This is a genomic window from Vibrio sp. WZ-1, assembly GCF_052037695.1.
Lineage (GTDB): Bacteria > Pseudomonadota > Gammaproteobacteria > Enterobacterales > Vibrionaceae > Vibrio.
Map to the genome: position 1 here is coordinate 1 of NZ_JBQEQR010000076.1, position 25211 is coordinate 25211.

Here is a 25211-nt window from a genome sequence, read left to right on the forward strand (position 1 = left end):
TAGAGATAGGTCACGCATACGTTGTAGGATATTGGTTGTCTCATTCATTGCACCTTCAGCGGTCTGTGCAATTGAAATACCATCATTCGCGTTACGTACCGCAACGTCTAAACCACGGCTTTGAACGTTCAAGCGGTTCGAAATTTGTAGACCCGCAGCGTCATCTTTTGCGCTGTTGATTTTAAAGCCTGAAGACAAACGCTCCATTGAAGTTTGTTGAGCTGAGTTTGCGTTGTTTAGGTAACGCTGAGCGGTCATCGCCGATACGTTTGTATTTACATTCACTGCCATGGTGATTTCTCCAATTGATTTTCCGATGTAGCGGTTTCCGACGTCTCGGAAAACCAAGTAGTTCTCTCAAAGTTACTTTTATTAACGGCGCTACTTCTGATTTCTTGAGGAAAAAAATACGTTTTTTTGAAAAAAAGTTCGTTTGGCAGGGAAATAGTGATGAAGTAAATAAAAAAGCAAAAAAACTTTAAAATTCCACTAAAGCTTCTTTTATTACTGTCGATACAGGCTGATTTCGCGCTGAATTTAGATATCTAAATTCATTAACCTAGCAGGGTAAGAGCTAAATTGGGCGCCTGTTTTGCTTGAGCAAGAATCGTCGTACTAACCTGTTGCAAGATTTGTTGCTTCACCATTTGAGTGGTTTCTTTCGCATAGTCAGTGTCTTGAATACGACTTTTTGATGCCGCTACATTTTCGTGAATGTTATCTAGATTATTAATCGCATGACTAAAGCGGTTTTGGTAGGCACCAAATTCGGCACGATGGCTATCAACGTACTTCATTGCCGTATCTAGAACAGCCACTGCTTGTTGAGCGCCACCCACAGACGTAATGTCGATGTTATCAACCGCATCGTAGCCTTTTAGCTGTAGCCCCAATTCACTAGCCAAATCACCAGAAAAAGACATTGTGCCTGACGTTTCTTCACCCGCCATAAACAACTGCAACTGCCTTTTCTCATTCACTGATGCCGTAACCTTGTCAGTTTGACCATTGATGTAAGTGGCAAGCTCTTCTATGTCATCACCTGCTTTAGCATTGATCTGAATGGTTTCAGTTTCACCCAAACGATTAGTGAAGGACATACTCAAATCATTGGCACCATTTTTTACTTGCCAATCAGAACTTGCACGCCCATTCGCAATATAGCTAAAGCCTCCCATCTCGAGACCATCGGTACGCATCGACTTCAGTTCAACCTGAACTGCTTCACCTGAAGCGGCGCCGATTTGAAATGCCGATTTACCAAAACTGCCGTTAAGTAGTTTGCGTCCACCAAAGGATGTGGTCTCTGCAATGCGATTAAGCTCATCGTTGAGTGCCGTGACTTCTTCTTGCAGTGCAGTACGTTCCGCTTTGCTGTTTGAGCCATTGGCTGATTGGAGCGACAAATCACGCATACGCTGCATGATGTTGGTCACCTCATTCATCGCACCTTCTGCAGTTTGCATAATGGAGATACCATCGTTCGCATTACGCACCGCGACATCCAAACCACGCATTTGCGATTGCAGGCGATTAGAGATTTGTAGACCCGCAGCGTCATCCTTTGCGCTGTTAATACGCTTCCCTGAAGACAAACGCTCCATGGATTGGTTCAGCATATCTGTTGCACTGGTCAAATGACGCTGTGCGACAAGTGCTGCCACATTGGTATTAACGGTGATCGCCACGAATAAAGGTCCTAAAATTAAGGCTTTGGACATTTATCGACCACTCACCATAAAGGTTTAGTGTTTTTTTTGAAAAAGTGATGAAGATAAGAGTTGAATAATCACTTGTTTGAAGAATGTTGGTTTGTCAGCGTAAACAAAGAGCTTACGCTGACTGTGTAGGATTAAAGTGCTTCTGCCGGCTTAGCAGGTTTGCGCGTAAGATCTTTTGGCGTTTCTTGCGCAGTAATATGGTCGTACTTCTCCGTCAGATGATCTTGGATCTCCTGATGGTAAGCGCCGTTGAGTTTGTAGAAGCGGAAGTACACAACCAAAGCGATGGCAAAGAAGAACGCAGGCAAGCCAACCATGATGCATTGCATACCAAATACCGTTTCAGGGCTTTGTTCCATGTTTGGTACATAATCCACTGCTGTCAGCGCAATACCGATAAAGAAAGCCGCAAAGGCAGAACCAGCTTTTACCACCAGCGTTTGTACTGAGTAAGCAATACTCTCGCAGCGAGAGCCCAGTTTGTACTCACCATAGTCCACCGTGTCCGCCACCATAATGACGTTAAGCACCCAGAAGAGCGCGGTACCGATTTGCAATAACACACCCGCTGTAGAAATCAGCAAGATGCTTTGCTTGTCGTACATGCCTACATAGATAAGTACTGCACTGCCTAAGATTGGGAAGCTAGACGCACATGCCCATAGCACTCGACGAGAGAACATTTGCGCCAGTTTAGGAAAAAGAACCAGAGTAATTAAGTTAGCAATACCTGCGTACGCCATGTAGTAAGGAAAAAGTGCCTCATTGCCGACCACGTACGTGAAGTAGTAAACCGCAAAGGCTGTAATGATGTTCGTCGCGAGATTGTATGAAAGTGCCATACAAAGCACGCTGGTCAGTTGGTCATTTTTGTAGATAAGAGAAAGGAGCTTCTTCAGGGAGACCTTTTCTTCAGGTTTGGAAGCGTCAAGATTACTTGTCGAATAACGTTCTTTGACGTTGCGCAACGTAATGTAGGTTGAAACGAGGAAACAAGCGATAAGCAGAATCGCAAACACTTGGAATCCAAAACCTTTGTCGTCACCACCGACATAATTCACAAATGGCATCGCGATAGCCGCCGTCACAATCCATGCAAGGCTAGCAAAAAATCGAGGGTATGGAACCAGCTCTTCACGCTCTCGTTTATCCAACGTTAGTGTCGGAACCAAAGACCAAAACGGGATATCCATCAAGGTGTAAGTCATGCCCCACAAAATGTAGGTCACGGCAGCATAAGCAATAAGCCATGGTCCTTCGATATGGTGAGCACTAAACAGCATTAGCAGCACAACGGAGTTAGTGATGGTGCCAATTAAGATCCACGGCTTAAATTTGCCCCAACGAGAGCGAGTGTTGTTCACGACCCATCCCATAATAGGGTCATTAACCGCGTCCCAAATACGTGCCACCAAAAAGATGGTTCCCACTGCGGCAGCCGAGATACCAACAACATCGGTGTAGTAGAACATCAGATACATGTAAACGATGGTGATAGCGAAGTCTTTACCAAATGCGCCAAAGCCGTAGCTTAGCTTGGTATTCATAGAGATACTCATTTGTTGCTCCTTACGCCCTCTCATTGAGAAGGCGCAGTATATTCACGTTATTGTCGTTTTTATTGATATTGGTTTTGTGATTCTGGATTTACTGATGCACCCACTCTGGCAACCAACCTTCATGTGCTTCGATCAAGTCATCAACCAGTGCATAAATTTCTTCCAACCCAAGCACTGCCGCAGTATGAGGGTCCAGCATGGCTGCGTGATAAATGCGGTCACGGTTTTCCGTTAAGATGGCTTCCGTCAGCAGTGTTTGCACATTGATATTGGTCTGCATTAATGCTGCTAAATGATTCGGCAAGCGCCCTGCTTTAATCGGTTGGATACCATTCGCGTCAACTAAACAAGCCACTTCCACACAACAACCTTGTGGCAAGTTATCAATTAATGCTTCGTTCTTAACGTTGCCGTAAATAACGCTCGGTGTACCCGTCCAAATCGAGTTCATAATAGTACTCGCGTATTCATGTGACTCTTTGACGGTGATTTGATCGGCGTTTTTGAAGTCTTCGAGATCTTTCTTCCAGTCAGCAATTTGTTCTACACAACGTTTAGGGTATTCATCCAATGGCACTTTATAACGTTCAATCAAATCTGGGCGATTTGGTTTGATGAAATATGGCGTGTATTCAGAAAAATGTTCTGAAGATTCAGTCACAAAGTAACCCAGCTTCTTAAACATCTCGTAGCGGACTAAGTTCGTACAGCGGCCATTGTGGTGCAGACCCGGCTTCGGCGCTTTACCAGATTCAAATGCTGCCAGCAGATCAGGGTAGATATCGACATACTCTCCTTGCTCGTTTTTCTTTTCGAGTGTCAAGTAGTAAGCCATGTGGTTAATACCCGCACAGGTGTAACGAAGGTCTGAATATTCGATATCTAGGTCACGAGCGAGCTCTTCCGCCGTGCCTTGCACTGAATGGCACAAACCCACTTGTTTGATATGCGGGTATTTCTCGTACATTGCCCAAGTGTTCATCGCCATTGGGTTGACGTAGTTAAGCATAGTGGCGTTTGGGCACACTTCAGTCATGTCTTCACATACGCTCCATAGATGAGGAATAGTGCGCAATGAACGCATAATGCCGCCAGGGCCTAACGTGTCCGCGATGGTTTGTTCCAAACCGTGACGCTTACACACCTCAAAGTCCGTCACAGTACATGGCTCATACCCACCGATTTGGAAAGCTATAACGACAAAGTCTGCGCCTTGCAGTGCCTCTTTTTGGTTTAAGTGGCAAGTGATCGTGCCCGTAGCACCCGATGATTCCATCAGCTTACTCACTACAAGGTGCGATTCCTCTAAGCGGATTTCATCGATATCCATCAAGGCAATTTGCGCCCCTTTGAAGGCCGGTTTGTGGAATACATCACCAAGAATGTTCTTCACAAAAATCGTAGAACCCGCACCGATGAATGTGATTTTAGGGCTTTTCATAGTTGAATCCTTTTTGCTTTCATACTTTTGTTTCGATGTATTTAAGTTACACCTGTCGCAAGGCCAAATTCGTCTCAGATAAACCAATCACTCTCCCATTTTGTAATATTTAAAATCAGAAAATTCCAAATCTTAGGAAATGGGACATTTTTGTTTAAATCACGGATAAAAGAGAGAAAATCTAACGATGAGCCCAGCTGATACAACGATTTAAGTCACATAATAAAAATCTTATAAAACGGAGTAGTCTGTGTTTTTGAGGCTGTTCTGAGTTTTGCTCTAGCAGATTTGCTACAAGGAAGTTATACAGTTTCCTAAGAGGTGGGTGATGTCTAAGTTAGAGTCCAATGCACTGAAAGTGGTCATTCAGGATAAATATTCCTCCGACAATGTCTCGGTGAGCCCTCTATCGTTGTACTCATCTTATGAAAAGATCGATATTGAGCTGAGGCCGCCCCACTCTATGCCGGGTTATCACTGGCACGGACAAGTAGAGGTAAACATTCCTTTCGGGGATGATGTCGAGTACATCATTAACGGCAGTCCAATAGTGGTGAAAGCAGGCTCGATAGGATTATTTTGGGCGTCGGTTCCTCATAGGCTCACCGACCCGGGCAAGAGTCATAATATGGGGATCATCAATATTCCGATTCACCACTTTATGTCTTGGACGCTAAACCGAGACTTCGTCAATCAGATCACCCACGGCTGCGTATTGCAGTCCAGTTCGAATGCATTGGTCAGTGAATTTGAGTTAGCGCGCTGGGCAGAAGAAATTAGTCACCCTTCAGAAAGCCGTCAGCAATTAGCGATAGATGAAATTGGACTCATGTTAAAGCGAATGTGCCTTGATGGCTGGGAGCAACTGGTCATCAATCGACAAGAGAAGTCGACCAAAAAAGGCGTCTCCAAACACTCGCAGTTTTACGTCAGTCAGATGCTGGAATACATTGCCACCCATCATAACCAGCCGATTACGATCAAAGACATCGCAGAGCACATTGGGCTGCATACCAATTATGCGATGAACGTATTCCAACGAACCATGCAGATGACCATCAAGCAATACATAACGGCGATGCGGATTAACCACGCCAGAGCACTGCTGAGTGATACCGACCGGACAATATTGGACATTGCCTTAACGGTAGGTTTTAACTCGAGTAGCCGTTTCTATGAGACTTTTCAGAATTATATTGGCGTGACACCAACGCAATATCGTAAGAAATCACGCGAAGATCATCGCTGGAGCAGTCATAGTAGTAGCCCTCTCTATGAGCTAGAGAAAGGCGCCATTGATGGCAAAAGGCCACTAACGATAAGTTAGTCGAGCAGGAAGGGATTAAAGGAAGATAAAAAAGGCAGATCACTCTGCCTTTTTAATATGTGGGAATTGACGAGAAATTACTTAACGGCCAATTCTGCTAGCATCTCTTGCGATGGAGCGAAGAAGTACGCACCTGTTACCGCTTTAGTAAAACGAAGCAGTTGGTCAGTCTTACCATCCGTCACTCCGTACATGCTTTCAAGCATCACTTTGATGTTGTGGATAGTGTTGCAGTAAGAGATGAACAGAAGACCATGTGCGCCAGTTACTGTGCCGTATGGCAAGCTGTGGCGAACGATCTTAAGACCTTTACCTTCTTCTTTAATGTCTACGCGACCTACGTGAGAAGCCGCTGGTACGTCTTCTAGCTCAATAGAATCTGGTTTAGTACGGCCAATCACTTTCTCTTGAGCAGATACATTCAAACGGTTCCATGCAGGAAGGTTGTGCTCAAAGCGTTGAACCATCACGTAGCTACCACCAGCGAAAGCGCCGTCTTTGATCAATGCAACGTCGGCACGAGCGTCACCTTTCGGGTTTTCAGTGCCATCAACGAAATCCGTCATGTCACGAGCATCTAGGTAACGGTAACCGTAAGTTTCGTCGACGACTGTTACGTCTTCTGCTGTATCCACTAGGAATTTACGCAGTACATAGAAGTGCAAATCGTGACGAGTTGAGTGGCAGTGAATCAGTACATCAACATCAGATGCAGGCGCAATCACGTCGCCTTCACCCAACTCAGGGAAGTCGATCAACTCTTCTGGCATTTGCATGTTTAGGTGCTGCCAAAAAGACTTAGTGAATGCGATAGAAATCGTTAGGTCTGCACCTGGTTGGCTCGCATTTAGCTCATTTACTAGCTCAGGTAGCGCTTTCAGTTTCGCCAGTACGTTTTCACGGTTTTGGTTCACTTTTAACTGAGTGTAAAGTGCAAATGGTCCTGCTTCAGGCACAATCGCCGTTTGAGCTTGTGACATTGAGATATCCTCTTTATAGCCCCGTGCGGGAAATTTTTGTTCTTAATTTTTTGATGGCTGTTCTTCTTTGTGCTCAATCTGTGGCACGTTGAAGCAGTCTTTCACCCATCTTCCATTTAGAAGATAGATCATAAACCAAGTTAACAGGGTAATTGTGAGCGCGTTTGCCCAGTTGAATACACCATGTTCGAGGTAGACATGATACATGGTCTGAGCCAATTGAATACCGCACAAGATCAAAGTCATAGCACGACCATGTTGGGTAATTTGATTCACCCAGCCTCTATCCGGATGGCGCAAGCCCATCAGCCACATCAGCAACAAGCTTGGAATACCCATCGAGAGGCCGAGATATAACGTATTAGAGTCAGGGTAAACAATTGCTAATATCTTACTACCACTGTCTCTACTTACTCCTGCCATGGCAAACACCACCCAAGAGCGTGCTAGGAACATCCAACCTAGCCATAACATAATTGGCGCTTTCAAAAATCCATGAGCGTCATATTGATCGAAGGAGTAACGCACAATATCGTCTTCTTAGTTTCATAAAAACGCCACTTTAACCGATCGCTAAAGAGTTGCAACACCGCAAAGATGAGAACTAAAGTTCATTTCATCATCTTAGGAAGGTAAACTAAGCTCAGGTTTACAGCGACGCCGAATAAACATGAAAAAGAAAAACACAACAGCACCCGTTCCTTCTCAAGAAACCCAAACGGAAGCAATGAAGATCGCCAAAGCGACACAGAAGCCAGGTCAGACCAAAGATCAAACTAAATTAATCGCACAGGGTATCGAAAAAGGTATTGCTCAATACAAGAAGCAACAAAAAGAACGTAATAGACAAGCCGACAGAGCAAAGAAAAAGCAACAAAAAGAGCGCTTGCGCCAGCGTGACGAAATCACTGAAACAGAAATCGAGCCTATCGAATCGACGCCAGCAACTAAATCTCTTTTACCTTGGCTACTGCTTGTTACAAGCTGGATTGGATTCGCCGCTTATATTTTCTTAGGGAGTTAACATGCATCGCGTACTTATCTCTTGTGGCCTCGCAACTTTATTGCTTGGCTGTGCAACGCCTTCAACACTTGTCAATGAATCCAGTAAAGATGTCGAGATCCGTATTGATAGCCAGTTTTCCCCTGAGCGATGTCAATATATGGGAGAGGTCACGGGAAGCGAAGGGCATTGGTACAGCTACTTATTTTATACCAATGATGCAATGATCCAAGGGGCGATGAACGATTTAAAAAATAATACCGCATCTCTAAATGCTGACACGGTATTTATGGTTTCACCTCAAGATTTCGTCACTTCATTTAGCGTTTTGGGAACGGCGTATCAGTGCCAAAATCGATAAGTATTTGAATACAAAAAAAGCCAGCGATTGCTGGCTTATGCACGAAATCCAAGACTAGTAGCGATATCTTTTTCTCGCTCAAGAACCCATTGACTATCAAAAGGCCCCCAGTCAGAAAGCTGGTAATAACCGTCATTGTGACGTCGACCATCTTGAACAAAAATCAGTTCAATGCCGATCCCCGGTAAAGCCTTAAGTACATCTTGAATAGTACGACGAGGCCACCCCGTTTTTTCGATTAACCTAGGCACATTTGGCCTTTCTAGACTTTCGACCAGTAAGGCTAAATACAGCCGCCTTGCAAAAACAGGACTCAATTCCATTGACACCTCCTAAAATTGTGCTGATTCATTATTTCTTTTTTGCACAGTAATTTGTTGAGGCTGATCAATAACTCGCCCTTTCCCAGCAAATTCCCCCTTATTTTTTTCAAGAAGTAAATTATTCATCTCATCATTTTGTCAGTTTCGTTGCTTCTTGGTAGGATGCGTTAACAACTCAATGAATAAATAAGCCAAATTTAACCAATTGGCCCCGAAACAAGAAAGTAAGACTCAAAAGGACACATTATGACGATCACTATGTTCGGCATCCCAAATTGCGACACGATTAAAAAAGCGAAGAAATGGTTAGAAGCAGAAAATGTTGCTTTTGATTTCCATGATTACCGCAAACAAGGTGTCGATGCAGCAATGGTTACAGAATTTTGCAACACACTAGGTTGGGAGCAAGTACTAAACAAACGTGGTACAACTTTCCGTCAGCTGACTCAAGAACAAAAAGATTCTCTTAATGAAGAAAACGCAATCGCGCTATTAATAGAAAACCCAGCGATGATTAAGCGCCCAATCTTGAAAGTTGAAGACCAACTACATATTGGTTTCAAAGCAGACCAATACGCGACCATTTTTAACTCTTAATTAAAGGAACAATCAAGGATGACAGACAGTCCAGTACTGGCACTCGCTAAAGACCTGATCAGCCGCCAGTCCGTAACGCCTGAAGATGCAGGCTGTCAGGAAGTAATGATCGAGCGATTAAAAGCCCTCGGTTTTGAAATCGAAGTAATGGTGTTTGAAGATACCACCAACTTCTGGGCTCGCCGCGGTACAGAAGCTCCCCTGTTTGCTTTTGCAGGCCACACTGATGTCGTGCCAGCAGGTAAGCTAGAGCAATGGGATACGCCGCCATTTGAACCAACTATTCTAGATGGCTACCTTCACGGTCGTGGCGCTGCTGACATGAAAGGCTCACTCGCTTGTATGGTCGTGGCAGTTGAACGCTTTATTGCTGACAACCCAGACCACAAAGGCTCAATCGGCTTTTTGATCACCTCTGACGAAGAAGGCCCATTCATCAACGGCACCGTTCGCGTCGTTGAAACCTTGATGGAGCGCGGTGAAAACATCGATATGTGTATCGTTGGTGAACCTTCAAGTACTGAAGTGGTTGGTGACGTAGTCAAAAATGGCCGTCGTGGTTCAATCACTGGTGACCTAACCGTACACGGAACACAAGGCCACGTTGCCTACCCTCACCTTGCTAACAACCCGGTTCATCAATCTCTATTGGCAATCCACGAGTTAGCCACCACTGAATGGGACCAAGGGAACGACTACTTCCCACCGACAAGTTTCCAGATCCCGAACGTTTCAGCTGGTACTGGCGCGTCAAATGTCATCCCTGGAGAATTTAACGTTCAGTTTAATCTACGTTTTAGCACTGAGCTAAATAACGATGCGATCGTGCAACGCGTAACAGAAACATTAGACAAACATGATTTGAACTACGACCTGAAATGGACTTTCAATGGTGACCCATTCCTAACCGACACTGGCGCACTACTTGATGCGGTTGTCGCAGCAGTTGATGAAGTGAACAGCACTAAGCCCGCACTTCTGACGACAGGCGGTACGTCTGATGGTCGCTTTATCGCGCGTATGGGCGGTCAAGTGGTTGAGCTTGGCCCTGTCAACGCAACGATCCATAAAGTGAACGAGTGCGTGAAAGTCGATGACCTAGAGAAATTGACCGACATGTACGAAAACACTCTGAAGCACCTGCTAGCAAAATAGAGTTTACATCGAACACGCAGTATTTAACGAGAACCCCATGACACCAGAGCAACTTACCGGAATCACCGATTCGCATCTGCAATCCACCTTAGTGGGTCAAAAAGCCTTTATGCTTCACCCCGCTGTAGTAGATGATTTGTTGAAGATGATCGAAGCGGCCACTCAAGCGGGCTTTAAGATGGAAATCGCCAGCGGCTTTCGCGACTTCAACCGTCAAAAAGCCATTTGGAACGGTAAGTTTTCTGGTGAGTTAACGATCTTAGATTCCCAATCTCAGCCTATTGATAAAAAGAAGCTCAGTGACGAAGAAAAGCTGATGGCGATTCTTCGTTGGTCTGCCCTACCCGGTGGCAGTCGCCATCATTGGGGATGCGATTTTGATGTTTATGCCCGAAACTTGTTGCCGCCCGACACGCAACTACAGTTAGAGCCATGGGAATACTTAGAAGGCCACCAGTTGACTTTCTATCAATGGTTAGAGGCAAACCTAGATCGCTTTGGCTTCTTTTTCCCTTACCAACAAGATTTAGGTGGTGTGGCTATTGAACCTTGGCACATCAGTCATAAATCTGTTGGGCAACAATGCTTAACCCATCTGACTCCTGAAGTACTAAGAAGCCAGCTAATTGAACAAAATCAGATCGACAACATTGCAGGGATTGACGTCATATTGAATAATTTGGATAAGGTCACTACCAAATTCATTCACAATATCACTCTGCCGGAGGCTCTATGATAGAAATACTAACCAACCCTTGGGTCATTATCATCATAGTGGTCAGCATAGTGGTTGGTAATATAGCTGCGTTAAAATACACCGCAAAAATGAAGTTTGGTCAGATGGATAAGAGCCGTAAGAACGATTTAGACAAGTTGAACGAACTTGATAAACAACGTTACGGAGACCAAAACAAGGATAACGATGAATCTCGTTGAATGTATACGTTGTGGACAGAAAATAAAAAAGGGACCTTCAGGTCCCTTTTCTTTGTTCGAGTTATTGCTTCGCGACTGCAGCTAAAACAGGTGCTAAAGACTTCAAAAACTCTTCTTCAACAGGCTTGCCTGCCGAATTGGTAACATTAATCGACGTTCGGTTTCCTAGATCACCAAATAGGAAAGTATATTTACCAGCATCTAAGTCGATTGGTTTCACACCAATATCATTCCAAAATGCGTCATCAGGTGATGCGTATCTCGCTTCAACTGTACCTTGCGATTGACTACGACTTTCAATAGTGAAGCCAATTTTTGGAAGCAACTCAGGTAGTCGTTGCCATAAAACATTGTACTGTGCGCGAGCAATGATTACTGGCAGGCCACTGCGATCGGTTCCCATCGTGATCGGAATTTGCTTCACGAGTTCCTGTGCTTTTTTCTGTGCGTCTTCACGAACTTGTTGATCGTAACGAGCCGTTACCAAGTTGGTCATCAGAACATTGTAGCGTTCACGGTTTGTGCGTGATACGTCTTTAACCTGATCACCTTCTCGCCAGTCAACTAAGTTAACTTTAAATCCAAAACGGTTGCTAGCTTCAAAACGAGAAATGTCGTAGCGACTGCCGATTTCCATATCTTCATCCGCAGAGTTCCAGGTCACCCAACCCGTCTCAATGAGAGAGTCACTCTGTTTCTCAACAGGAATCTGATTTGTTGAAATCATGTTTTGAACGGTTTGCCAAACAAGATCAAGCTCGTCTTTGCGAAGTAACCATAGAGTAACCTCACCGTTGCTACGCTCTAAACGTGCACCAGGGATCAGCTCTAGCACTTCTTGCGGGGGACGAATATCAACAGCTTTACCAATACCGCCCTCAAAGTTGCCCTGAGGGATATCGTAATTTGGATAAAACTGAGGCTGAGCATCGGCAGGAATATTCCATTCTGATAGCGGCTCAGTATCCAAATACTCGAAGTCATCTTTTGCTTGACGACGCTGGTTGGCACCACCTGAACAGGCAGTCAATACAAAAACAGCCAGTGAACTCATCACTAACTGGCTAGAAAGCTTCATCTATACTCCTAAAAACTGAGAGCTCTCGCCCTCAGTTATACTTCAATCCTAGTAAATACCGGCGTCTGTAAGCGCCTGTTCCAAAGTCGGCTGCGACTTTTCAGAAAGTGGTGTCAAAGGAAGACGCAAACTGCCGTCATCGATCAAGCCTAACTTAGTAGCCGCCCATTTCACTGGGATAGGGCTTGATTCGATAAATAAGTTTTTGTGCAAAGTCATCAAACGCTGGTTGATTACTTCAGCCTCTTCAAACTTACCATCTCTTGCTAAGTGGAACATATCAGCCATATCTTTTGCTGCAATGTTATTCGTTACTGAGATAACACCATGACCACCTAGCTTCACAAACTCTAAGCCTGTCGCATCATCACCACTTAGTAAGATAAAATCTTCGCCACAAAGTTCACGGTGAAGGGCAATTCTGTTCAAATCACCCGTTGCGTCTTTCAATGCAACGATATTATCAAGCTTTGACAGGCGTGCCACTGTCTCAGGCAACAAATCTACTGCAGTACGACCAGGTACATTGTATAAAATTAGAGGTACATCACTTGCTTCAGAGATCGCTTTGTAATGTTGGAACAAACCTTCTTGCGTTGGCTTGTTATAGTAAGGCGTGACACTTAAGAAGCCTGCAATACCAGAATCTGCAAGTAACTTACTGAATGTGACTGCCTCATGAGTTGCATTTGCACCTGTTCCAGCAATCACTGGGATGCGACCGTCGGCAAACTCTACCGTTTTATTTACGACCTTCACATGCTCTTCAATCGTTAGAGTCGAAGACTCTCCCGTTGTGCCTACCGCAACAATACCGTCAGTACCCGCCTCAACGTGATACTCAACCAGCTTTTGCAGACCATCGAAATCTACTTCACCATCTGGCTTAAATGGCGTGATCAACGCTACGATACTTCCTGAAAACATGTCTATCTCCCTCATTTAACTCTTTCTGCATGGTACTGTAATGCGATTAACAAACACAAGTGTGTATAGACGCTTACAAAGTACAAATGAATGAATAATTATCAGTTGTTAGAGGTTTAGCAAGGTTCTTTTGCTCAACTCTGGGGGTTCGCTCAATTATCGAGCTTCACCAATAATCGTTGCAGCCTTTGCTCCCTAAGGGATCGGCACCTAATTTAGCCGCGGAATATACTCCCTGTTTTCTTCTTCACGTCAGAGCTAAGTGAAATTATCCCGTCCAGAAAGTAGACGATAATATTTCGCTTACAAAGCAAACACTCGCGTCTAAAAAAGGAACCAACTCGACATTTCCAATACTTATCTGTGCTACCATCACTCTATTGAAGAAAGGACAAGAAGCTCATATATGACGCAACATCTGGTACTTACAGCAGTTGGAACGGATCGCCCAGGCATTTGTAATCAAGTAGTCAAACTGGTCACACAAGCTGGCTGTAACATCGCTGATAGCCGAATTGCTATCTTTGGTAATGAATTTACATTGATCATGCTGTTAACAGGCAATACTAACAACATAACTCGAGTCGAGACTCAATTACCTCTACTCGGGCAAGAGCATGACCTTATCACTATCATGAAGCGAACGTCCGCACATGAGTTATTAGACAACTCATATGAGCTTGAGGTTTTCATCGAATCAGAAGACCGAATGGGTTTAACAGAAAAGTTCACCCAGTTTTTTGCCGATCAGAATATTGGCCTTAACTCACTAAGCGCTCAAACTATTAGTAAGTCTAAAGTCCAGCTAGACGCTGACCAGTTCCATATTGCAATCACAGCATCGGTTCAAGCTGACTGTAACCTTATGCAGCTTCAAGAAGATTTCGATGAACTTTGTACTACGCTCAACGTACAAGGTTCTCTGAATTTCATAAAAAACAATCTATAAATAAGTAAAGGACATAACAATGAATACGCTGACAGCAGGCACGCCAGCGCCAGCCTTCTCTTTGCTCGACCAAGATGGTAACACCGTTTCTCTCGGTGATTTTAAAGGTAAGAAAGTTCTGTTTTACTTCTACCCGAAAGCGATGACACCAGGCTGTACCACTCAGGCAAAAGGTCTTCGTGATGTAAAAGCAGAGCTAGACGCACACAACGTTGTCGTTTTGGGCGTAAGTATCGACCCAGTGAAACGCCTTGGTAAATTCATCGAGCGTGACGAACTAAACTTCACACTACTATCTGACGAAGACCATGCAGTGGCTGAACAGTTCGGCGTGTGGGGCGAGAAAAAATTTATGGGCAAAGTCTACGATGGCCTTCACCGCATCAGCTTCCTAATCAACGAGGAAGGCGTGATTGAACACGTATTCAATAAGTTTAAGACCAAAGACCACCACGAAGTAGTTGTGAACTACTTGAAAGAAAACGCTTAATCGCTCCTTTCAATCAAACAATAAAAAGCCCAGCAATCGCTGGGCTTTTTGTTCGGATCTGTTTCTATTCTTGTATCGGTTCTGCTTCTTCTGTACTTGGTAGCGCGTTCCATACCGCTTTGACAAGCGTCGCCAAAGGAATTGCAAAGAATACGCCCCAGAAGCCCCATAAACCACCAAACACCAGTACCGCAACAATAATTGCTACCGGGTGTAGGTTCACCGCTTCAGAGAACAAAACAGGAACCAGTACGTTACCGTCTAGTGCCTGAATAATGCCATACGCGACCAGTAGCCAGTAAAACTGCGGAGATAACCCCCACTGGAACAAACCGACAATCGCAACGGGCACAGTGACTGCCGCCGCACCGATGTATGGGATCAGAACAGATAATCCCACCGCTACCGCTAACAATGCTGAATAACGCAGGTCTAAAACGGCAAACGTCACGTAGCTCACACCACCGACAATTAGAATTTCGAGCACTTTGCCCCGAATGTAGTTCGAGATTTGTTCATTCATCTCGTGCCAGACTTTATTCGCTAGTTTACGGTTCTTTGGCAGAATACCACTAGCCATGCTCATCATCTCTTCTTTATCTTTCAATAAGAAGAAAACTAACAGGGGCACAAGTATCAAATAAACCGCTAAGGTTGCAATGCTCACAAGTGATGCAAGTGAGCCCTTCACAACGCTTTCACCTAAGCCGATTGCTTGGTTTTTAGCGTTGGTTACAACCGTCTCAACAATTTGCAAGTTTGCTAGCTCTGGGTAACGCTCAGGTAATGTTGCAATGAACTTCTGCAGCCCTGCATACATATTAGGAATATCATTAATTAAGTTGCCTACCTGAGTCCAAATGGTCGGAACTAAACCAAATACCGCGATTAACATCAAACCGATGAAAATCAGAATCACTGTAATAACGGAGAAAGTTCGCGGAATACCCAAACGACACATTTGTGTCACTGGCCATTCAAGAAGATAAGCAAGAACAATCGCGACCAGCAATGGTGCAATTAAATGCCCAAAAAAATAAATAGTGATAAAGCCGAACAACAGAATCGCGACTAGGCTCACGGCGTGTGGGTCTGAAAAACGTCGCTTATACCAACGACTTATCATCTCAAGCATCTTATGATGATTCCTTATTGAATACGGTCAAAGTGAAGTACTCTGGTAATGCGTGGCAATGCACTTCATACCTTTGTTTACGTAAATACGTCACTATGTCTCGTTTAGAGCTCTTGTCCACAACTTGAATCACAAGCTGTTGATACTGGGAAGATTCTCCCTGAAATACTTCAGCAGCGTGACGTTTGGCAAGTAACAGCGCCATAGGGCAGCGTTGCTCGCGCAAATCAAGTAACATGGATTCCATTGTATTGCTCTGCACTTATGATAGGGTTGTATTGTAACGGCTTTTTGAGCTGGTGCTAGCATTTCTAACTTGAATTAAATGCATATAGCACAGACTTTACAGTTAGTAATTCAAAGTCTCGTGACACTATCAACGAAACCAATTTGTTTATTTTGGGTCTTATAGCTAGCATATTCATCCATCACGGATGACCATTGGGCATGTATTGATAACGTTCTTTCAATCGCATGCTTTGGTATTTTGGAGAATCTTTAAACCGTATGTTAAAACGCACTCGCTCGCTAGTTTGTTTGTGCCTTGCTGCTGCATTAAGTACACCAACGCCTATTTACGCCAATAGCCTCGACCTCCCTGATATTGGTACCGCAGCCAGCGGCACTCTGACGATAGATCAAGAGTTGATTTATGGTGATGCGTACATGCGCATGCTCAGAGCCAGCAGCCCAATCGTTAGTGACCCAGTTATCAACGAGTATATCGACACGCTGGGGCACCGACTGGTCGCTAATGCAAATGATGTAAAAACACCGTTCCACTTTTTTATGATTCGCGATCGCAACATCAACGCTTTTGCCTTCTTTGGTGGTTACGTTGCTCTGCACTCAGGGCTATTTTTACACGCACGAACGGAGAGTGAGCTCGCATCGGTGGTTGCTCACGAGATTGCGCACGTAACACAACGTCACCTTGCACGAAGCATGGAAGAGCAAGCTCGACGCTCACCAGCTACGCTAGCTGCACTAGCTGGTGCACTTCTCATTGCTATTGCAGCGCCAGAAGCTGGTATGGCAGCCATTACCGCCGCTACCGCAGGCAACATGCAGAGTCAGATAAACTACACGCGTTCTAATGAGAAAGAAGCGGATCGCTTCGGTATTTCTACGCTGGCTAAAGCTGGGTTTGATGTCCAAGCAATGCCACGCTTTTTTAGTCGACTTGCTGATGAGTATCGTTATGCAAGTAAACCACCGCCGATGCTGCTGACTCACCCATTACCTGAAGACCGTATTACCGATTCTAGAGCCCGAGCACAAGCCTACCCTCCAATGAGAGTTATGCCATCGCTCGATTATCATCTTACTCGCGCACGCATTGTGGCACGCCACGCAGGTATAGATGGTGAAGCCGCTATGGGATGGTTTGAACGCACGCAAAAGAAAGCAACCGCAGATTTGATTCCCACATTTGAATATGGGAAAGCACTTGTGCACCTAGATAACAAGCGCTTAGACAAAGCCGAAGTATTGCTTAATAAATTGCTCAAGCAAGACCCATCTAATCCTTTTTATCTTGATGCGATGACCGATTTATATATTGCTCAGAAGCAACCACAAAAAGCGATTGATATGTTATCAAAAGCACTTAAACGGTCGCCGCACAATAAAGTTCTCACTATCAATTATGCGAACGCTTTACTGGAAGCTGGTAAAGACAAAGAAGCAATTAAAATACTGCAACGCTACACGCATGATAATCCTGAGGACACCAATGGTTGGCACCTGCTCTCTAAAGGGAACATTGCCTTAGGAAATAGTGACGAAGATTTGGCTTCACGAGCAGAAATTTTTGCGTTACGCGCAAATTGGAATAAAGCCATTCAATATTATAGTGAAGCAAGTAAAATTGCCGAACTGGGAAGTTTAAAACAAGCTCGATACGACGCTCGTATCGACCAACTTATGATCCAAAGAGATCGATTCATGGCATTACAATAACGAAATGGAGAAAACCATGTCAGTCGTGATTTATCACAACCCTCGTTGCTCAAAGAGCCGTCAAACACTAGAACTTCTAGAGCAAAATGGTGTAACACCGGAAGTGGTCAAATACCTTGATACACCGCTTAATGTTGAACAACTGAAAGCGCTGTACGCTCAACTTGGTTTCTCTTCTGTACGCGAGATGATGCGTACAAAAGAAGACATCTACAAAGAGCTTTCACTTGGTGAAGCGTCAGTCACAGATGCGCAGCTTTTTGAAGCGATGGCTCAAAACCCAAAACTGTTCGAGCGCCCAGTTGTGGTTGCAAACGGCAAAGCAAAAATAGGCCGTCCACCAGAGCAAGTATTGGAAATTCTATAAATGGATTGCCAGATCCTCATTTTGTATTTTAGCCGTCATGGATCTACAAAACTGCTGGCGAGACAGATAGCAAGAGGGGTCGAATCGACCCCTCGTTGCGAAGCAATTTTGCGTACAGTTGAAGAATTGTCACCTCACTCACATACCCCTTCGGATCCAATTGTTACTCTAGATGAGCTAAGAGGGTGCGATGGCCTCGCGTTTGGCAGCCCAGTATGGTTTGGCAACATGGCCGCACCGCTTAAGCATTTTTGGGATCAAACCACACCTTTGTGGGTGAATGGCGATCTTATCGATAAGCCGGCTTGTGTGTTTACCTCATCATCTTCGATGCACGGAGGTCAAGAAACCACGCTACAGAGCATGATGACCCCACTTCTGCATCACGGCATGATGGTGTTGGGGATTCCCTACTCAGAACCGGAACTACACACAACACAGTCCGGAGGTACACCTTATGGGGCTAGCAGCGTAGGACATGAGCCAAGCCTCTCGGCTGAAGAGATTCGTCTCGCACAACAATTAGGAAAAAGACTGGCAACCGCCGCACAAAAGCTCAAAGGAAGCCAGTAAGCTCAAGGATAAGTAAATCGATGTCTGACATTATTGACCAACCACCTCTCAGCACACGAACCCAAACCTATCGCTACATGGCGCTATTCGGCAATTTGGCGTTGTTAGCTTGGGTCGCAATTTGGCAATTAGCACTTTCCCCTCACCCTCACCTGAGCAGCACTACTCTAGCAATTGCGTGGTGTGTTCCTTTGCTTTTGCCGCTTCCTGGCATCCTCGCGGGTAAGCCTTATACGCACGCTTGGGCTAATTTTGTTTTAATGCTCTACTTTCTGCATGCACTCACTATTTTATATGTGGATGATGGTGAACGATGGCTAGCAGCCGTAGAGTTAATGCTCACTACATTAGGGTTCGCTGGTAACATCTTATTTGCACGTGCACGTGGTAAAGAACTAGGCTTGAAACTAAAACGCTTGTCTCAAGTCGAGAAGGAAGAGAAAGCCAAATTCAATAAGTAACCTCAGTTCAGGATAATTTAAGCCATAAAAAACAAGCAATAAAAAAGAGTCGCTCTGGGCGACTCTTTCTTGTTCAGCTTTGGTAAAACATAGAGCTTAACTTAGGTCTTCAACCACATCCGTTTCCAGTACTGGCGCGATTTCTGATTCTTGCTCTACTGGCTCAGCTTGAGTACGAACTGGCGCGTTCCATTTATAAATCAAATCATACTGCACTGGTGCTGGCTGAACGATGACAGGTTGCTCTGATTGGGTTACCTCAGCAGCAGTATCCAGCTCAACCACACCTGCTGCTTGGCCTTCTTCTGCCTCCACTGGCAATTGTGCTGGTTGAGCAGGTTCTTCAGGCAGTTGTACTGGCGTAGCTTCTTCCATACTCACCAATGGTTCTTCTGTTGCCACTAACGGGCGAATTGAAGACGCTTCTTGCTCAAACGCTTGTTGAGAAGCTAACAGGTGAATCGTTAACGTTACTTGGTCTCCTTGCACACGCTTGATTTCCGTACCTGCTACTGAATTCAGTTTGGTTAAGGCACTCTCTAGATCGAAGAAATCCATCGCCGACTCTACATTCAGTACTTTTACATCAAGCGCTTTAGAGGACTTACTTGAAACCACAACCGCACTCTTCTTCGCGTAGTAATCAGCAATACCGCCTATCATCGAAGGAATCGCATTTGCACCAGATACAGAACCGCTACGTGGCGATTGTTTTGATTCAGAGAGTTGAGCAGGCGACTGATCGTACAGTGTCCAACGAATCTTATCACCTTGAACTCGCATAACCAGTACGGCATCCACTGGATAACGTTGACTTGCTTGGCTGATTGGTCCAACAAAGTCACCCCAAAGATCAGAGACGTTCACGCCAGTCACGTCATCAAAATCACCCACTGGCATAGTGATAGGTAGACCACGGGCCTCTGCTGCTTTACGAAGAGCGACTGCATTTGCTGAATCCGAATGCTCCCACGTAATAGCGCGATCGTATCCCTGCTCTTCCACCATCCAGACTAAGATATTTGCTCGGTTTGGTGACCATAAAGGAAGTTGAGCTTGAGTGAGCAATGAGCGAACTTGACTACTATTAAATAGCATCTTAAGGCTTGTTTGCCCATCAAGCTGACCATAGCTTAGCTGAGAGATATAGCGTGCACTCGAGCCTACCGCTTTTTGAATAACTGGATTGTTAATAGAAGATTGACTGCCCGTCGCTCTGACGATGACATCTTTCATACCTTGCTGACGAGCAAGAGACTCACCATCTTTCTGATTACTGTCTATCGCAACTTCGGCACGGTAGACATCTACCTGAGTAAGAGCGTGCACAGGCAGGGACAACCAACCTATCAGTAGGAGAGCTAAATAGCGCATAGTTTTCATAATCCTCAAAACAAGAACCCGCATGATAAGCAACTATCATTTCTTGAGCAAGAAGGGTACTGAGTATGTTGTCGATATTCTGACCAAGTTATTACTTAAAACCGATATAAAGTATTCGTCGCTCTTATAAATCCATACAAAAGTTTGATCTAGACAACATTGCAATCGATTGCCAGATGATAAGATTCGCCGGATTTGTCTACGTATCTTTGAATAGGGAATTATTATGAAAAATGCGTTACAAGGCGCTCAAATGCTCTTTGTCGCTTTCGGTGCTCTCGTGCTTGTGCCACTTCTTACTGGCCTAGATCCAAACGTCGCTCTGTTTGGTGCTGGTGTCGGTACTCTTCTTTTCCAACTGATTACTAAACGTTCTGTTCCAATCTTCCTTGCCTCTTCTTTCGCGTTTATTGCTCCTATCATGTTTGGTATCCAAACTTGGGGTATCGGAGCAACCATGGGCGGTCTTATGGCAGCGGGTCTGGTTTACGTCGGTCTTGGTGCAATGATCAAAGTCCGCGGCGTTGGCTTTATCCATAAGATTCTGCCACCAGTGGTTGTTGGCCCTGTAATCATGGTGATTGGCCTTGGCCTTGCTCCTACCGCAGTTAATATGGCAGTAGGCAAAACAGGCGATGGTGCAATTCAGCTGATCAATGGTGATGCCGCCGTTATTATCTCGGCAGTTTCACTGCTTACCACCATTGCACTTAGCGTGTTCGCAAAAGGTTTCCTAAAGCTAGTTCCTATCGTGGGCGGCATCTTGGCAGGCTATACCGTATCGCTGTTCTACGGTGTGGTAGATTTCACTCCAGTCGCTCAAGCGGCTTGGCTAGCAATGCCAAACTTCACAGCACCAGAGTTCAACATCAACGCTATCTTATTCATGATCCCAGTGGCTATCGCTCCAGCGGTTGAGCACGTAGGTGATATGCTAGCGATTTCAAACGTAACTGGTAAAAACTATCTTAAGAAGCCAGGCCTGCACCGCACTATCGCGGGTGACGGGGTGGCAACGATTGCCGCATCTATGGTTGGCGCGCCACCAAACACCACTTACAGTGAAGTTACGGGTGCGGTTATGCTAACGAAAGCATTCAACCCAGTAATCATGACATGGGCGGCGGTCACTGCTATCGTACTTGCACTCGTTGGTAAGCTAGGTGCAATTTTGCAAACCATCCCTGTTCCAGTGATGGGCGGTATCATGATTCTATTGTTCGGTTCTATCGCAACAGTGGGTCTAAACACACTAATCAAGAACAACGTAGACTTACACAAATCTCGTAACCTTGTGATCGTTGCAGTAACACTGGTATTTGGTATCGGTGGCATGGCTTTCGGTATTGGCGAGTTCAGCCTACAAGGTGTGAGCCTGTGTGGTATCGTAGCAATCATTCTTAATCTAGTGCTGCCACACGACCTTGGTGAAAACCACGTTGTTGATAATGCACAGATGGAAGAAGAAAGCGCAAAGTAGTCCTCTGTGTGGCTCTACCGATATAAGTCGCACGACTTACTCTCGCTTCTCACATCTCGTCACTAGTTTCGAAATAAGTAGATACAAAAAAGGCTTGGTTCTCACCAAGCCTTAATTTTTTTCAATTCAGTAATAATGAAGCATTAAGCTCTAACTATTTAGTACCGAAGATCTTGTCACCTGCATCACCTAGACCAGGAACGATGTAGCCTTTGTCGTTTAGCTTCTCATCGATTGCTGCAGTGTATAGCTCAACGTCTGGGTGCGCTTTTTCTAGAGCTTCGATACCTTCTGGTGCTGCAACAAGAACAAGGACTTTGATCGCCTGACAACCTTTCTCTTTTAGAAGATCGATAGTCGCGATCATAGAACCACCTGTTGCAAGCATTGGGTCAACAACTAGAGCAATACGCTCATCGATGTTAGAAGCAAGCTTATTGAAGTATGGTACTGGCTCAAGTGTCTCTTCATCACGGTAGATACCAACAACACTGATACGCGCGCTTGGCATGTGCTCAAGAACACCATCCATCATGCCTAGACCCGCACGCAGGATTGGCACTACTGTTACTTTTTTACCCTTGATTTGATCAACTTCTACAGGACCATTCCAACCTTCAATGGTTACTTTCTCTGTTTCAAAGTCTGCAGTCGCTTCGTACGTAAGTAGGCTACCGACTTCTGTCGCTAACTCACGAAAACGTTTCGTGCTGATGTCACCTTCTCTCATTAGACCAATTTTGTGTTTTACTAGAGGGTGTTTAACTTCAACAACTTTCATTTCCATCTCCGGCTTTTTTGGCAATATTTAAACAAACCTTCAGATTATACATGATTTTTGCAGGGATATCAGGATAGTTCACTAAAGAAAAAAACCGACGCAAACGTTTGCTATCTACATTTAACCACTGGTAGAATAGCGCCGTTTTCATATCCAACTTAAAAACCGAGGACTTCCCTGTGAGTGGTAACAACTCTTCTCTTAGCTATAAAGACGCTGGTGTAGATATTGATGCAGGCAACGCGCTTGTAGATCGTATTAAAGGTGCGGTTAAGCGTACTCGTCGCCCTGAAGTGATGGGTGGTATCGGTGGTTTTGGCGCACTGTGTGAATTACCGACTAAATACAAACAACCTGTACTGGTTTCTGGTACTGACGGTGTAGGTACAAAACTTCGCCTAGCACTGGATATGAACAAGCACGACACTATCGGCGTTGACCTAGTGGCAATGTGTGTAAACGATCTAATCGTTCAAGGTGCTGAGCCTCTATTCTTCCTAGACTACTACGCAACAGGCAAACTAGACATAGACACAGCGGCGGACGTAGTTTCTGGTATCGCTGATGGCTGTGTTCAAGCAGGTTGTGCGCTTATCGGTGGCGAAACCGCTGAAATGCCAGGTATGTACGAAGGCGAAGACTACGATGTTGCTGGCTTCTGTGTTGGCGTAGTAGAAAAAGAAGACGTGATTGACGGCACTAAGGTAGCAGCAGGCGATGCACTAATTGCTGTTGGCTCAAGCGGCCCACACTCAAACGGTTACTCTCTTATCCGTAAGATCCTAGAAGTTTCTGGCGCAGATAAGAACGAAGAGCTAGCAGGTCGCACTATCGGTGAGCACCTACTAGAACCAACGAAGATTTACATCAAATCAGCACTTAAGATGATTGAGAAACACGATATTCACGCTATTTCTCACATTACAGGTGGTGGTTTCTGGGAAAACATCCCACGCGTACTGCCTGAAGGCACTAAAGCCGTGATCGACGGTAACAGCTGGGAATGGCCAATCATCTTCAAATGGCTACAAGAGAAAGGCAACGTTGAAACGCACGAAATGTACCGTACCTTCAACTGTGGTGTAGGTCTAATCGTAGCACTACCTAAAGACCAAGCAGACGCAGCAGTTGCACTTCTTAAAGAAGAAGGCGAAAACGCATGGGTGATTGGTGAAATCGCTCAAGCAGAAGCCAATGAAGAGCAAGTTGAAATCCAATAACTTGCGAATCAAGCTCAAAAAATAAAAAGAATGAGGACGTGATGTCCTCATTCTGCTATCTGGAACATCGAAAACCATTCTAATAGTAGGTAATTTAGCGAATACGCACTTCAAACCTACAATAGCAAGGCAGTCTCTACATCATGAAAAACATAGTGGTCCTCATTTCGGGTAACGGCAGTAACCTTCAAGCCATCTTGGAAGCTTGCGAAGACAGTATGCCAAATGCACAAGTCACAGCGGTGTTCTCCAACAAAGCTGACGCTTATGGTTTAGAGCGTGCAAAACAGTTTGATGTGAATGGTCATTTTGTCGATCCAAAAGCATTCGAATCACGTGAAGACTTTGATGCTGAACTGATGAAGCAAATCGATGACTACCAACCGGACGTGATTGTTCTTGCTGGTTACATGCGCATTCTGAGTAGTGAGTTTGTTTCCCATTACCTAGGTAAAATGATCAACATCCACCCTTCTCTTCTGCCTAAGTACCCAGGTTTACATACCCACCAGCGCGCTATTGATGCTGGCGACAAAGAACACGGCACCAGCGTTCACTTTGTGACAGAAGAACTCGATGGCGGCCCTGTGGTACTACAAGCCAAAGTCCCTGTGTTTGAAGACGATGATGCCGATGTCTTGGCCGCGCGCGTTCAGACTCAGGAACACAAAATCTATCCAATGGTGACTAAGTGGTTAGCGGATGAAAGGCTAACGATGAGAGATGGCAAAGCGTATCTAGATGGCTTTGAGCTTGGTGAACACGGCTACGCCGACGAGTAATTTTCAATTCCAAACGACAAACACAAAAAAGGCAGCCAACAGGCTGCCTTTTGTTATTTTAAATCTTATAAACTTAATTCAAGAAAGCCACAGTCAGACTAGAAACCTAAAACCAACCACCTAACAAGTCCCTACAACCACTTGAGCAATACCATACTCGGCTAGTAGATTCTGAATCGGGCTCGTTCTTCGCCGTTCAGAATGACACGGTAGGTAACGA

General features: G+C 44.9%; 29 protein-coding genes. 16 read left to right on the forward strand and 13 right to left on the reverse strand.

All coding sequences use genetic code 11. The annotated features are described in order from the left end of the window. From ACTS60_RS12575 to ACTS60_RS12590, 4 genes are all read right to left on the reverse strand, one after another. Positions 1-291 (reverse strand): flagellin N-terminal helical domain-containing protein (locus ACTS60_RS12575; RefSeq protein ID WP_440887474.1); only part of this gene is annotated, 291 nt, incomplete at its 3' end. Positions 292-554: 263 nt separating this feature from the next. After that, positions 555-1688, reverse strand: a complete 1134-nt coding sequence (locus ACTS60_RS12580; RefSeq protein WP_440888762.1) for a flagellin — start codon at positions 1686-1688, stop codon at positions 555-557. A gap of 164 nt (positions 1689-1852) precedes the next feature. Next, entirely contained in the window at positions 1853-3280 is a 1428-nt protein-coding gene (gene melB, locus ACTS60_RS12585; protein WP_440888523.1) for a melibiose:sodium transporter MelB, read from the reverse strand. Positions 3281-3368: 88 nt separating this feature from the next. Then, positions 3369-4721 carry an alpha-glucosidase/alpha-galactosidase gene (locus ACTS60_RS12590; RefSeq protein ID WP_440888524.1) on the reverse strand — a complete coding sequence of 451 codons (1353 nt, stop codon included), beginning with the start codon at positions 4719-4721 and terminating at the stop codon, positions 3369-3371. A gap of 328 nt (positions 4722-5049) precedes the next feature. Here ACTS60_RS12590 and melR point away from each other — a divergent pair, with 328 nt between their 5' ends. Continuing rightward, entirely contained in the window at positions 5050-6048 is a 999-nt protein-coding gene (gene melR, locus ACTS60_RS12595) for a transcriptional regulator MelR (RefSeq protein ID WP_440888525.1), read from the forward strand. Positions 6049-6125: 77 nt separating this feature from the next. Here melR and ACTS60_RS12600 read toward each other — a convergent pair whose 3' ends face one another. Continuing rightward, positions 6126-7028, reverse strand: coding sequence for a Dyp-type peroxidase (locus tag ACTS60_RS12600; RefSeq protein ID WP_252041000.1), 903 nt, complete (start codon positions 7026-7028; stop codon positions 6126-6128). Positions 7029-7070: 42 nt separating this feature from the next. Further along, the gene (locus ACTS60_RS12605) at positions 7071-7556 is read right to left on the reverse strand and encodes a DUF2919 domain-containing protein (protein WP_038886646.1); all 486 of its coding nucleotides are present in this window, start codon (positions 7554-7556) and stop codon (positions 7071-7073) included. A gap of 142 nt (positions 7557-7698) precedes the next feature. Here ACTS60_RS12605 and ACTS60_RS12610 point away from each other — a divergent pair, with 142 nt between their 5' ends. Next, positions 7699-8052 carry a DUF2956 domain-containing protein gene (locus tag ACTS60_RS12610; RefSeq protein WP_440888526.1) on the forward strand — a complete coding sequence of 118 codons (354 nt, stop codon included), beginning with the start codon at positions 7699-7701 and terminating at the stop codon, positions 8050-8052. Position 8053: 1 nt separating this feature from the next. Next, positions 8054-8392, forward strand: coding sequence for a DUF4156 domain-containing protein (locus ACTS60_RS12615; RefSeq protein ID WP_440888527.1), 339 nt, complete (start codon positions 8054-8056; stop codon positions 8390-8392). 35 nt (positions 8393-8427) lie between these two features. Here ACTS60_RS12615 and ACTS60_RS12620 read toward each other — a convergent pair whose 3' ends face one another. Beyond that, positions 8428-8715: a winged helix-turn-helix domain-containing protein gene (locus ACTS60_RS12620; RefSeq protein ID WP_010449652.1), complete on the reverse strand. Its 288-nt coding sequence runs from the start codon at positions 8713-8715 to the stop codon at positions 8428-8430. Between the two features lie 246 nt (positions 8716-8961). On the opposite strand from ACTS60_RS12620, the gene ACTS60_RS12625 reads away from it, so the two are divergent. From ACTS60_RS12625 to ACTS60_RS12640, 4 genes are read left to right on the forward strand one after another with little or no spacing between them, the layout of a single operon-like run. After that, positions 8962-9312, forward strand: a complete 351-nt coding sequence (locus ACTS60_RS12625; RefSeq protein ID WP_440888528.1) for an ArsC family reductase — start codon at positions 8962-8964, stop codon at positions 9310-9312. Between the two features lie 18 nt (positions 9313-9330). Continuing rightward, the gene (dapE, locus tag ACTS60_RS12630) at positions 9331-10467 is read left to right on the forward strand and encodes a succinyl-diaminopimelate desuccinylase (protein ID WP_138944016.1); all 1137 of its coding nucleotides are present in this window, start codon (positions 9331-9333) and stop codon (positions 10465-10467) included. 37 nt (positions 10468-10504) lie between these two features. After that, positions 10505-11203 (forward strand): M15 family metallopeptidase, encoded by a 699-nt coding sequence (locus tag ACTS60_RS12635; protein WP_440888529.1) that lies wholly within the window; start codon positions 10505-10507, stop codon positions 11201-11203. Then, positions 11200-11403 carry a DUF2897 family protein gene (locus ACTS60_RS12640; RefSeq protein WP_440888530.1) on the forward strand — a complete coding sequence of 68 codons (204 nt, stop codon included), beginning with the start codon at positions 11200-11202 and terminating at the stop codon, positions 11401-11403. The genes ACTS60_RS12635 and ACTS60_RS12640 overlap by 4 nt, the downstream gene beginning before the upstream one ends. Before the next feature lie 61 nt (positions 11404-11464). Here ACTS60_RS12640 and bamC read toward each other — a convergent pair whose 3' ends face one another. Further along, complete coding sequence (gene bamC, locus ACTS60_RS12645; RefSeq protein ID WP_440888531.1) at positions 11465-12481, reverse strand: outer membrane protein assembly factor BamC; 1017 nt, start codon at positions 12479-12481, stop codon at positions 11465-11467. 48 nt (positions 12482-12529) lie between these two features. Further along, positions 12530-13408 (reverse strand): 4-hydroxy-tetrahydrodipicolinate synthase, encoded by an 879-nt coding sequence (dapA, locus tag ACTS60_RS12650; protein WP_440888532.1) that lies wholly within the window; start codon positions 13406-13408, stop codon positions 12530-12532. A 406-nt stretch (positions 13409-13814) separates the two neighbouring features. Between dapA and ACTS60_RS12655 the strand changes: the two genes are divergently transcribed. Together ACTS60_RS12655 and bcp are read left to right on the forward strand one after the other, a co-directional pair. Next, a complete protein-coding gene (locus ACTS60_RS12655) occupies positions 13815-14357 on the forward strand; it encodes a glycine cleavage system protein R (RefSeq protein ID WP_440888533.1) in 543 nt (180 codons plus the stop codon). Between the two features lie 19 nt (positions 14358-14376). Next, the gene (gene bcp, locus ACTS60_RS12660; RefSeq protein ID WP_440888534.1) at positions 14377-14847 is read left to right on the forward strand and encodes a thioredoxin-dependent thiol peroxidase; all 471 of its coding nucleotides are present in this window, start codon (positions 14377-14379) and stop codon (positions 14845-14847) included. A 64-nt stretch (positions 14848-14911) separates the two neighbouring features. Here the strand turns inward: bcp and ACTS60_RS12665 are convergent, their stop codons facing one another. Together ACTS60_RS12665 and ACTS60_RS12670 are read right to left on the reverse strand one after the other, a co-directional pair. Further along, the gene (locus ACTS60_RS12665; protein ID WP_440888535.1) at positions 14912-15982 is read right to left on the reverse strand and encodes an AI-2E family transporter; all 1071 of its coding nucleotides are present in this window, start codon (positions 15980-15982) and stop codon (positions 14912-14914) included. A gap of 1 nt (position 15983) precedes the next feature. Further along, a complete protein-coding gene (locus ACTS60_RS12670; protein WP_440888763.1) occupies positions 15984-16220 on the reverse strand; it encodes a sulfurtransferase TusA family protein in 237 nt (78 codons plus the stop codon). A gap of 269 nt (positions 16221-16489) precedes the next feature. Between ACTS60_RS12670 and ACTS60_RS12675 the strand changes: the two genes are divergently transcribed. Genes ACTS60_RS12675 through ACTS60_RS12690 form a run of 4 tightly spaced genes read left to right on the forward strand, consistent with a single transcriptional unit; the run spans position 16490 to position 19345 of the window. Then, the gene (locus ACTS60_RS12675) at positions 16490-17944 is read left to right on the forward strand and encodes a beta-barrel assembly-enhancing protease (RefSeq protein ID WP_440888536.1); all 1455 of its coding nucleotides are present in this window, start codon (positions 16490-16492) and stop codon (positions 17942-17944) included. A gap of 16 nt (positions 17945-17960) precedes the next feature. Continuing rightward, positions 17961-18311, forward strand: a complete 351-nt coding sequence (arsC, locus tag ACTS60_RS12680; protein ID WP_440888537.1) for an arsenate reductase (glutaredoxin) — start codon at positions 17961-17963, stop codon at positions 18309-18311. Beyond that, positions 18312-18884: an NAD(P)H:quinone oxidoreductase gene (gene wrbA / locus ACTS60_RS12685; RefSeq protein ID WP_440888538.1), complete on the forward strand. Its 573-nt coding sequence runs from the start codon at positions 18312-18314 to the stop codon at positions 18882-18884. Between the two features lie 20 nt (positions 18885-18904). After that, positions 18905-19345, forward strand: a complete 441-nt coding sequence (locus tag ACTS60_RS12690) for a DUF2069 domain-containing protein (RefSeq protein WP_440888539.1) — start codon at positions 18905-18907, stop codon at positions 19343-19345. A gap of 96 nt (positions 19346-19441) precedes the next feature. On the opposite strand, the gene ACTS60_RS12695 is transcribed toward ACTS60_RS12690, so the two are convergent. Beyond that, on the reverse strand, positions 19442-20719 hold the full coding sequence (locus tag ACTS60_RS12695; protein ID WP_440888540.1) for a DUF2066 domain-containing protein: 1278 nt from the start codon (positions 20717-20719) through the stop codon (positions 19442-19444). Positions 20720-20954: 235 nt separating this feature from the next. Between ACTS60_RS12695 and ACTS60_RS12700 the strand changes: the two genes are divergently transcribed. After that, on the forward strand, positions 20955-22208 hold the full coding sequence (locus ACTS60_RS12700) for a uracil-xanthine permease family protein (RefSeq protein ID WP_440888541.1): 1254 nt from the start codon (positions 20955-20957) through the stop codon (positions 22206-22208). Between the two features lie 154 nt (positions 22209-22362). On the opposite strand, the gene upp is transcribed toward ACTS60_RS12700, so the two are convergent. Further along, positions 22363-22989: a uracil phosphoribosyltransferase gene (gene upp, locus ACTS60_RS12705; protein WP_005445324.1), complete on the reverse strand. Its 627-nt coding sequence runs from the start codon at positions 22987-22989 to the stop codon at positions 22363-22365. A gap of 179 nt (positions 22990-23168) precedes the next feature. On the opposite strand from upp, the gene purM reads away from it, so the two are divergent. Both purM and purN read left to right on the forward strand, forming a co-directional pair. After that, entirely contained in the window at positions 23169-24209 is a 1041-nt protein-coding gene (purM, locus tag ACTS60_RS12710) for a phosphoribosylformylglycinamidine cyclo-ligase (protein WP_440888542.1), read from the forward strand. A gap of 143 nt (positions 24210-24352) precedes the next feature. After that, entirely contained in the window at positions 24353-24991 is a 639-nt protein-coding gene (purN, locus tag ACTS60_RS12715; RefSeq protein ID WP_440888543.1) for a phosphoribosylglycinamide formyltransferase, read from the forward strand. Positions 24992-25211 lie beyond the last annotated feature (220 nt).

Excerpts from the sequence above, each read along its gene's own strand:
- ACTS60_RS12635 (WP_440888529.1), top strand. The coding sequence starts at position 10,505 with ATGACACCAGAGCAACTTACCGGAATCACCGATTCGCATCTGCAATCC.
- ACTS60_RS12665 (WP_440888535.1), bottom strand. The coding sequence starts at position 15,982 with ATGCTTGAGATGATAAGTCGTTGGTATAAGCGACGTTTTTCAGACCCA.
- upp (WP_005445324.1), bottom strand. The coding sequence starts at position 22,989 with ATGAAAGTTGTTGAAGTTAAACACCCTCTAGTAAAACACAAAATTGGT.
- melR (WP_440888525.1), top strand. The coding sequence starts at position 5,050 with ATGTCTAAGTTAGAGTCCAATGCACTGAAAGTGGTCATTCAGGATAAA.
- ACTS60_RS12615 (WP_440888527.1), top strand. The coding sequence starts at position 8,054 with ATGCATCGCGTACTTATCTCTTGTGGCCTCGCAACTTTATTGCTTGGC.
- dapE (WP_138944016.1), top strand. The coding sequence starts at position 9,331 with ATGACAGACAGTCCAGTACTGGCACTCGCTAAAGACCTGATCAGCCGC.
- wrbA (WP_440888538.1), top strand. The coding sequence starts at position 18,312 with ATGGATTGCCAGATCCTCATTTTGTATTTTAGCCGTCATGGATCTACA.
- ACTS60_RS12695 (WP_440888540.1), bottom strand. The coding sequence starts at position 20,719 with ATGCGCTATTTAGCTCTCCTACTGATAGGTTGGTTGTCCCTGCCTGTG.
- ACTS60_RS12600 (WP_252041000.1), bottom strand. The coding sequence starts at position 7,028 with ATGTCACAAGCTCAAACGGCGATTGTGCCTGAAGCAGGACCATTTGCA.
- ACTS60_RS12625 (WP_440888528.1), top strand. The coding sequence starts at position 8,962 with ATGACGATCACTATGTTCGGCATCCCAAATTGCGACACGATTAAAAAA.
- ACTS60_RS12675 (WP_440888536.1), top strand. The coding sequence starts at position 16,490 with ATGTTAAAACGCACTCGCTCGCTAGTTTGTTTGTGCCTTGCTGCTGCA.
- ACTS60_RS12655 (WP_440888533.1), top strand. The coding sequence starts at position 13,815 with ATGACGCAACATCTGGTACTTACAGCAGTTGGAACGGATCGCCCAGGC.
- ACTS60_RS12590 (WP_440888524.1), bottom strand. The coding sequence starts at position 4,721 with ATGAAAAGCCCTAAAATCACATTCATCGGTGCGGGTTCTACGATTTTT.
- melB (WP_440888523.1), bottom strand. The coding sequence starts at position 3,280 with ATGAGTATCTCTATGAATACCAAGCTAAGCTACGGCTTTGGCGCATTT.
- purN (WP_440888543.1), top strand. The coding sequence starts at position 24,353 with ATGAAAAACATAGTGGTCCTCATTTCGGGTAACGGCAGTAACCTTCAA.
- ACTS60_RS12690 (WP_440888539.1), top strand. The coding sequence starts at position 18,905 with ATGTCTGACATTATTGACCAACCACCTCTCAGCACACGAACCCAAACC.
- bamC (WP_440888531.1), bottom strand. The coding sequence starts at position 12,481 with ATGAAGCTTTCTAGCCAGTTAGTGATGAGTTCACTGGCTGTTTTTGTA.
- ACTS60_RS12700 (WP_440888541.1), top strand. The coding sequence starts at position 20,955 with ATGAAAAATGCGTTACAAGGCGCTCAAATGCTCTTTGTCGCTTTCGGT.
- ACTS60_RS12670 (WP_440888763.1), bottom strand. The coding sequence starts at position 16,220 with ATGTTACTTGATTTGCGCGAGCAACGCTGCCCTATGGCGCTGTTACTT.
- dapA (WP_440888532.1), bottom strand. The coding sequence starts at position 13,408 with ATGTTTTCAGGAAGTATCGTAGCGTTGATCACGCCATTTAAGCCAGAT.
- ACTS60_RS12640 (WP_440888530.1), top strand. The coding sequence starts at position 11,200 with ATGATAGAAATACTAACCAACCCTTGGGTCATTATCATCATAGTGGTC.
- ACTS60_RS12610 (WP_440888526.1), top strand. The coding sequence starts at position 7,699 with ATGAAAAAGAAAAACACAACAGCACCCGTTCCTTCTCAAGAAACCCAA.
- arsC (WP_440888537.1), top strand. The coding sequence starts at position 17,961 with ATGTCAGTCGTGATTTATCACAACCCTCGTTGCTCAAAGAGCCGTCAA.
- bcp (WP_440888534.1), top strand. The coding sequence starts at position 14,377 with ATGAATACGCTGACAGCAGGCACGCCAGCGCCAGCCTTCTCTTTGCTC.
- ACTS60_RS12620 (WP_010449652.1), bottom strand. The coding sequence starts at position 8,715 with ATGGAATTGAGTCCTGTTTTTGCAAGGCGGCTGTATTTAGCCTTACTG.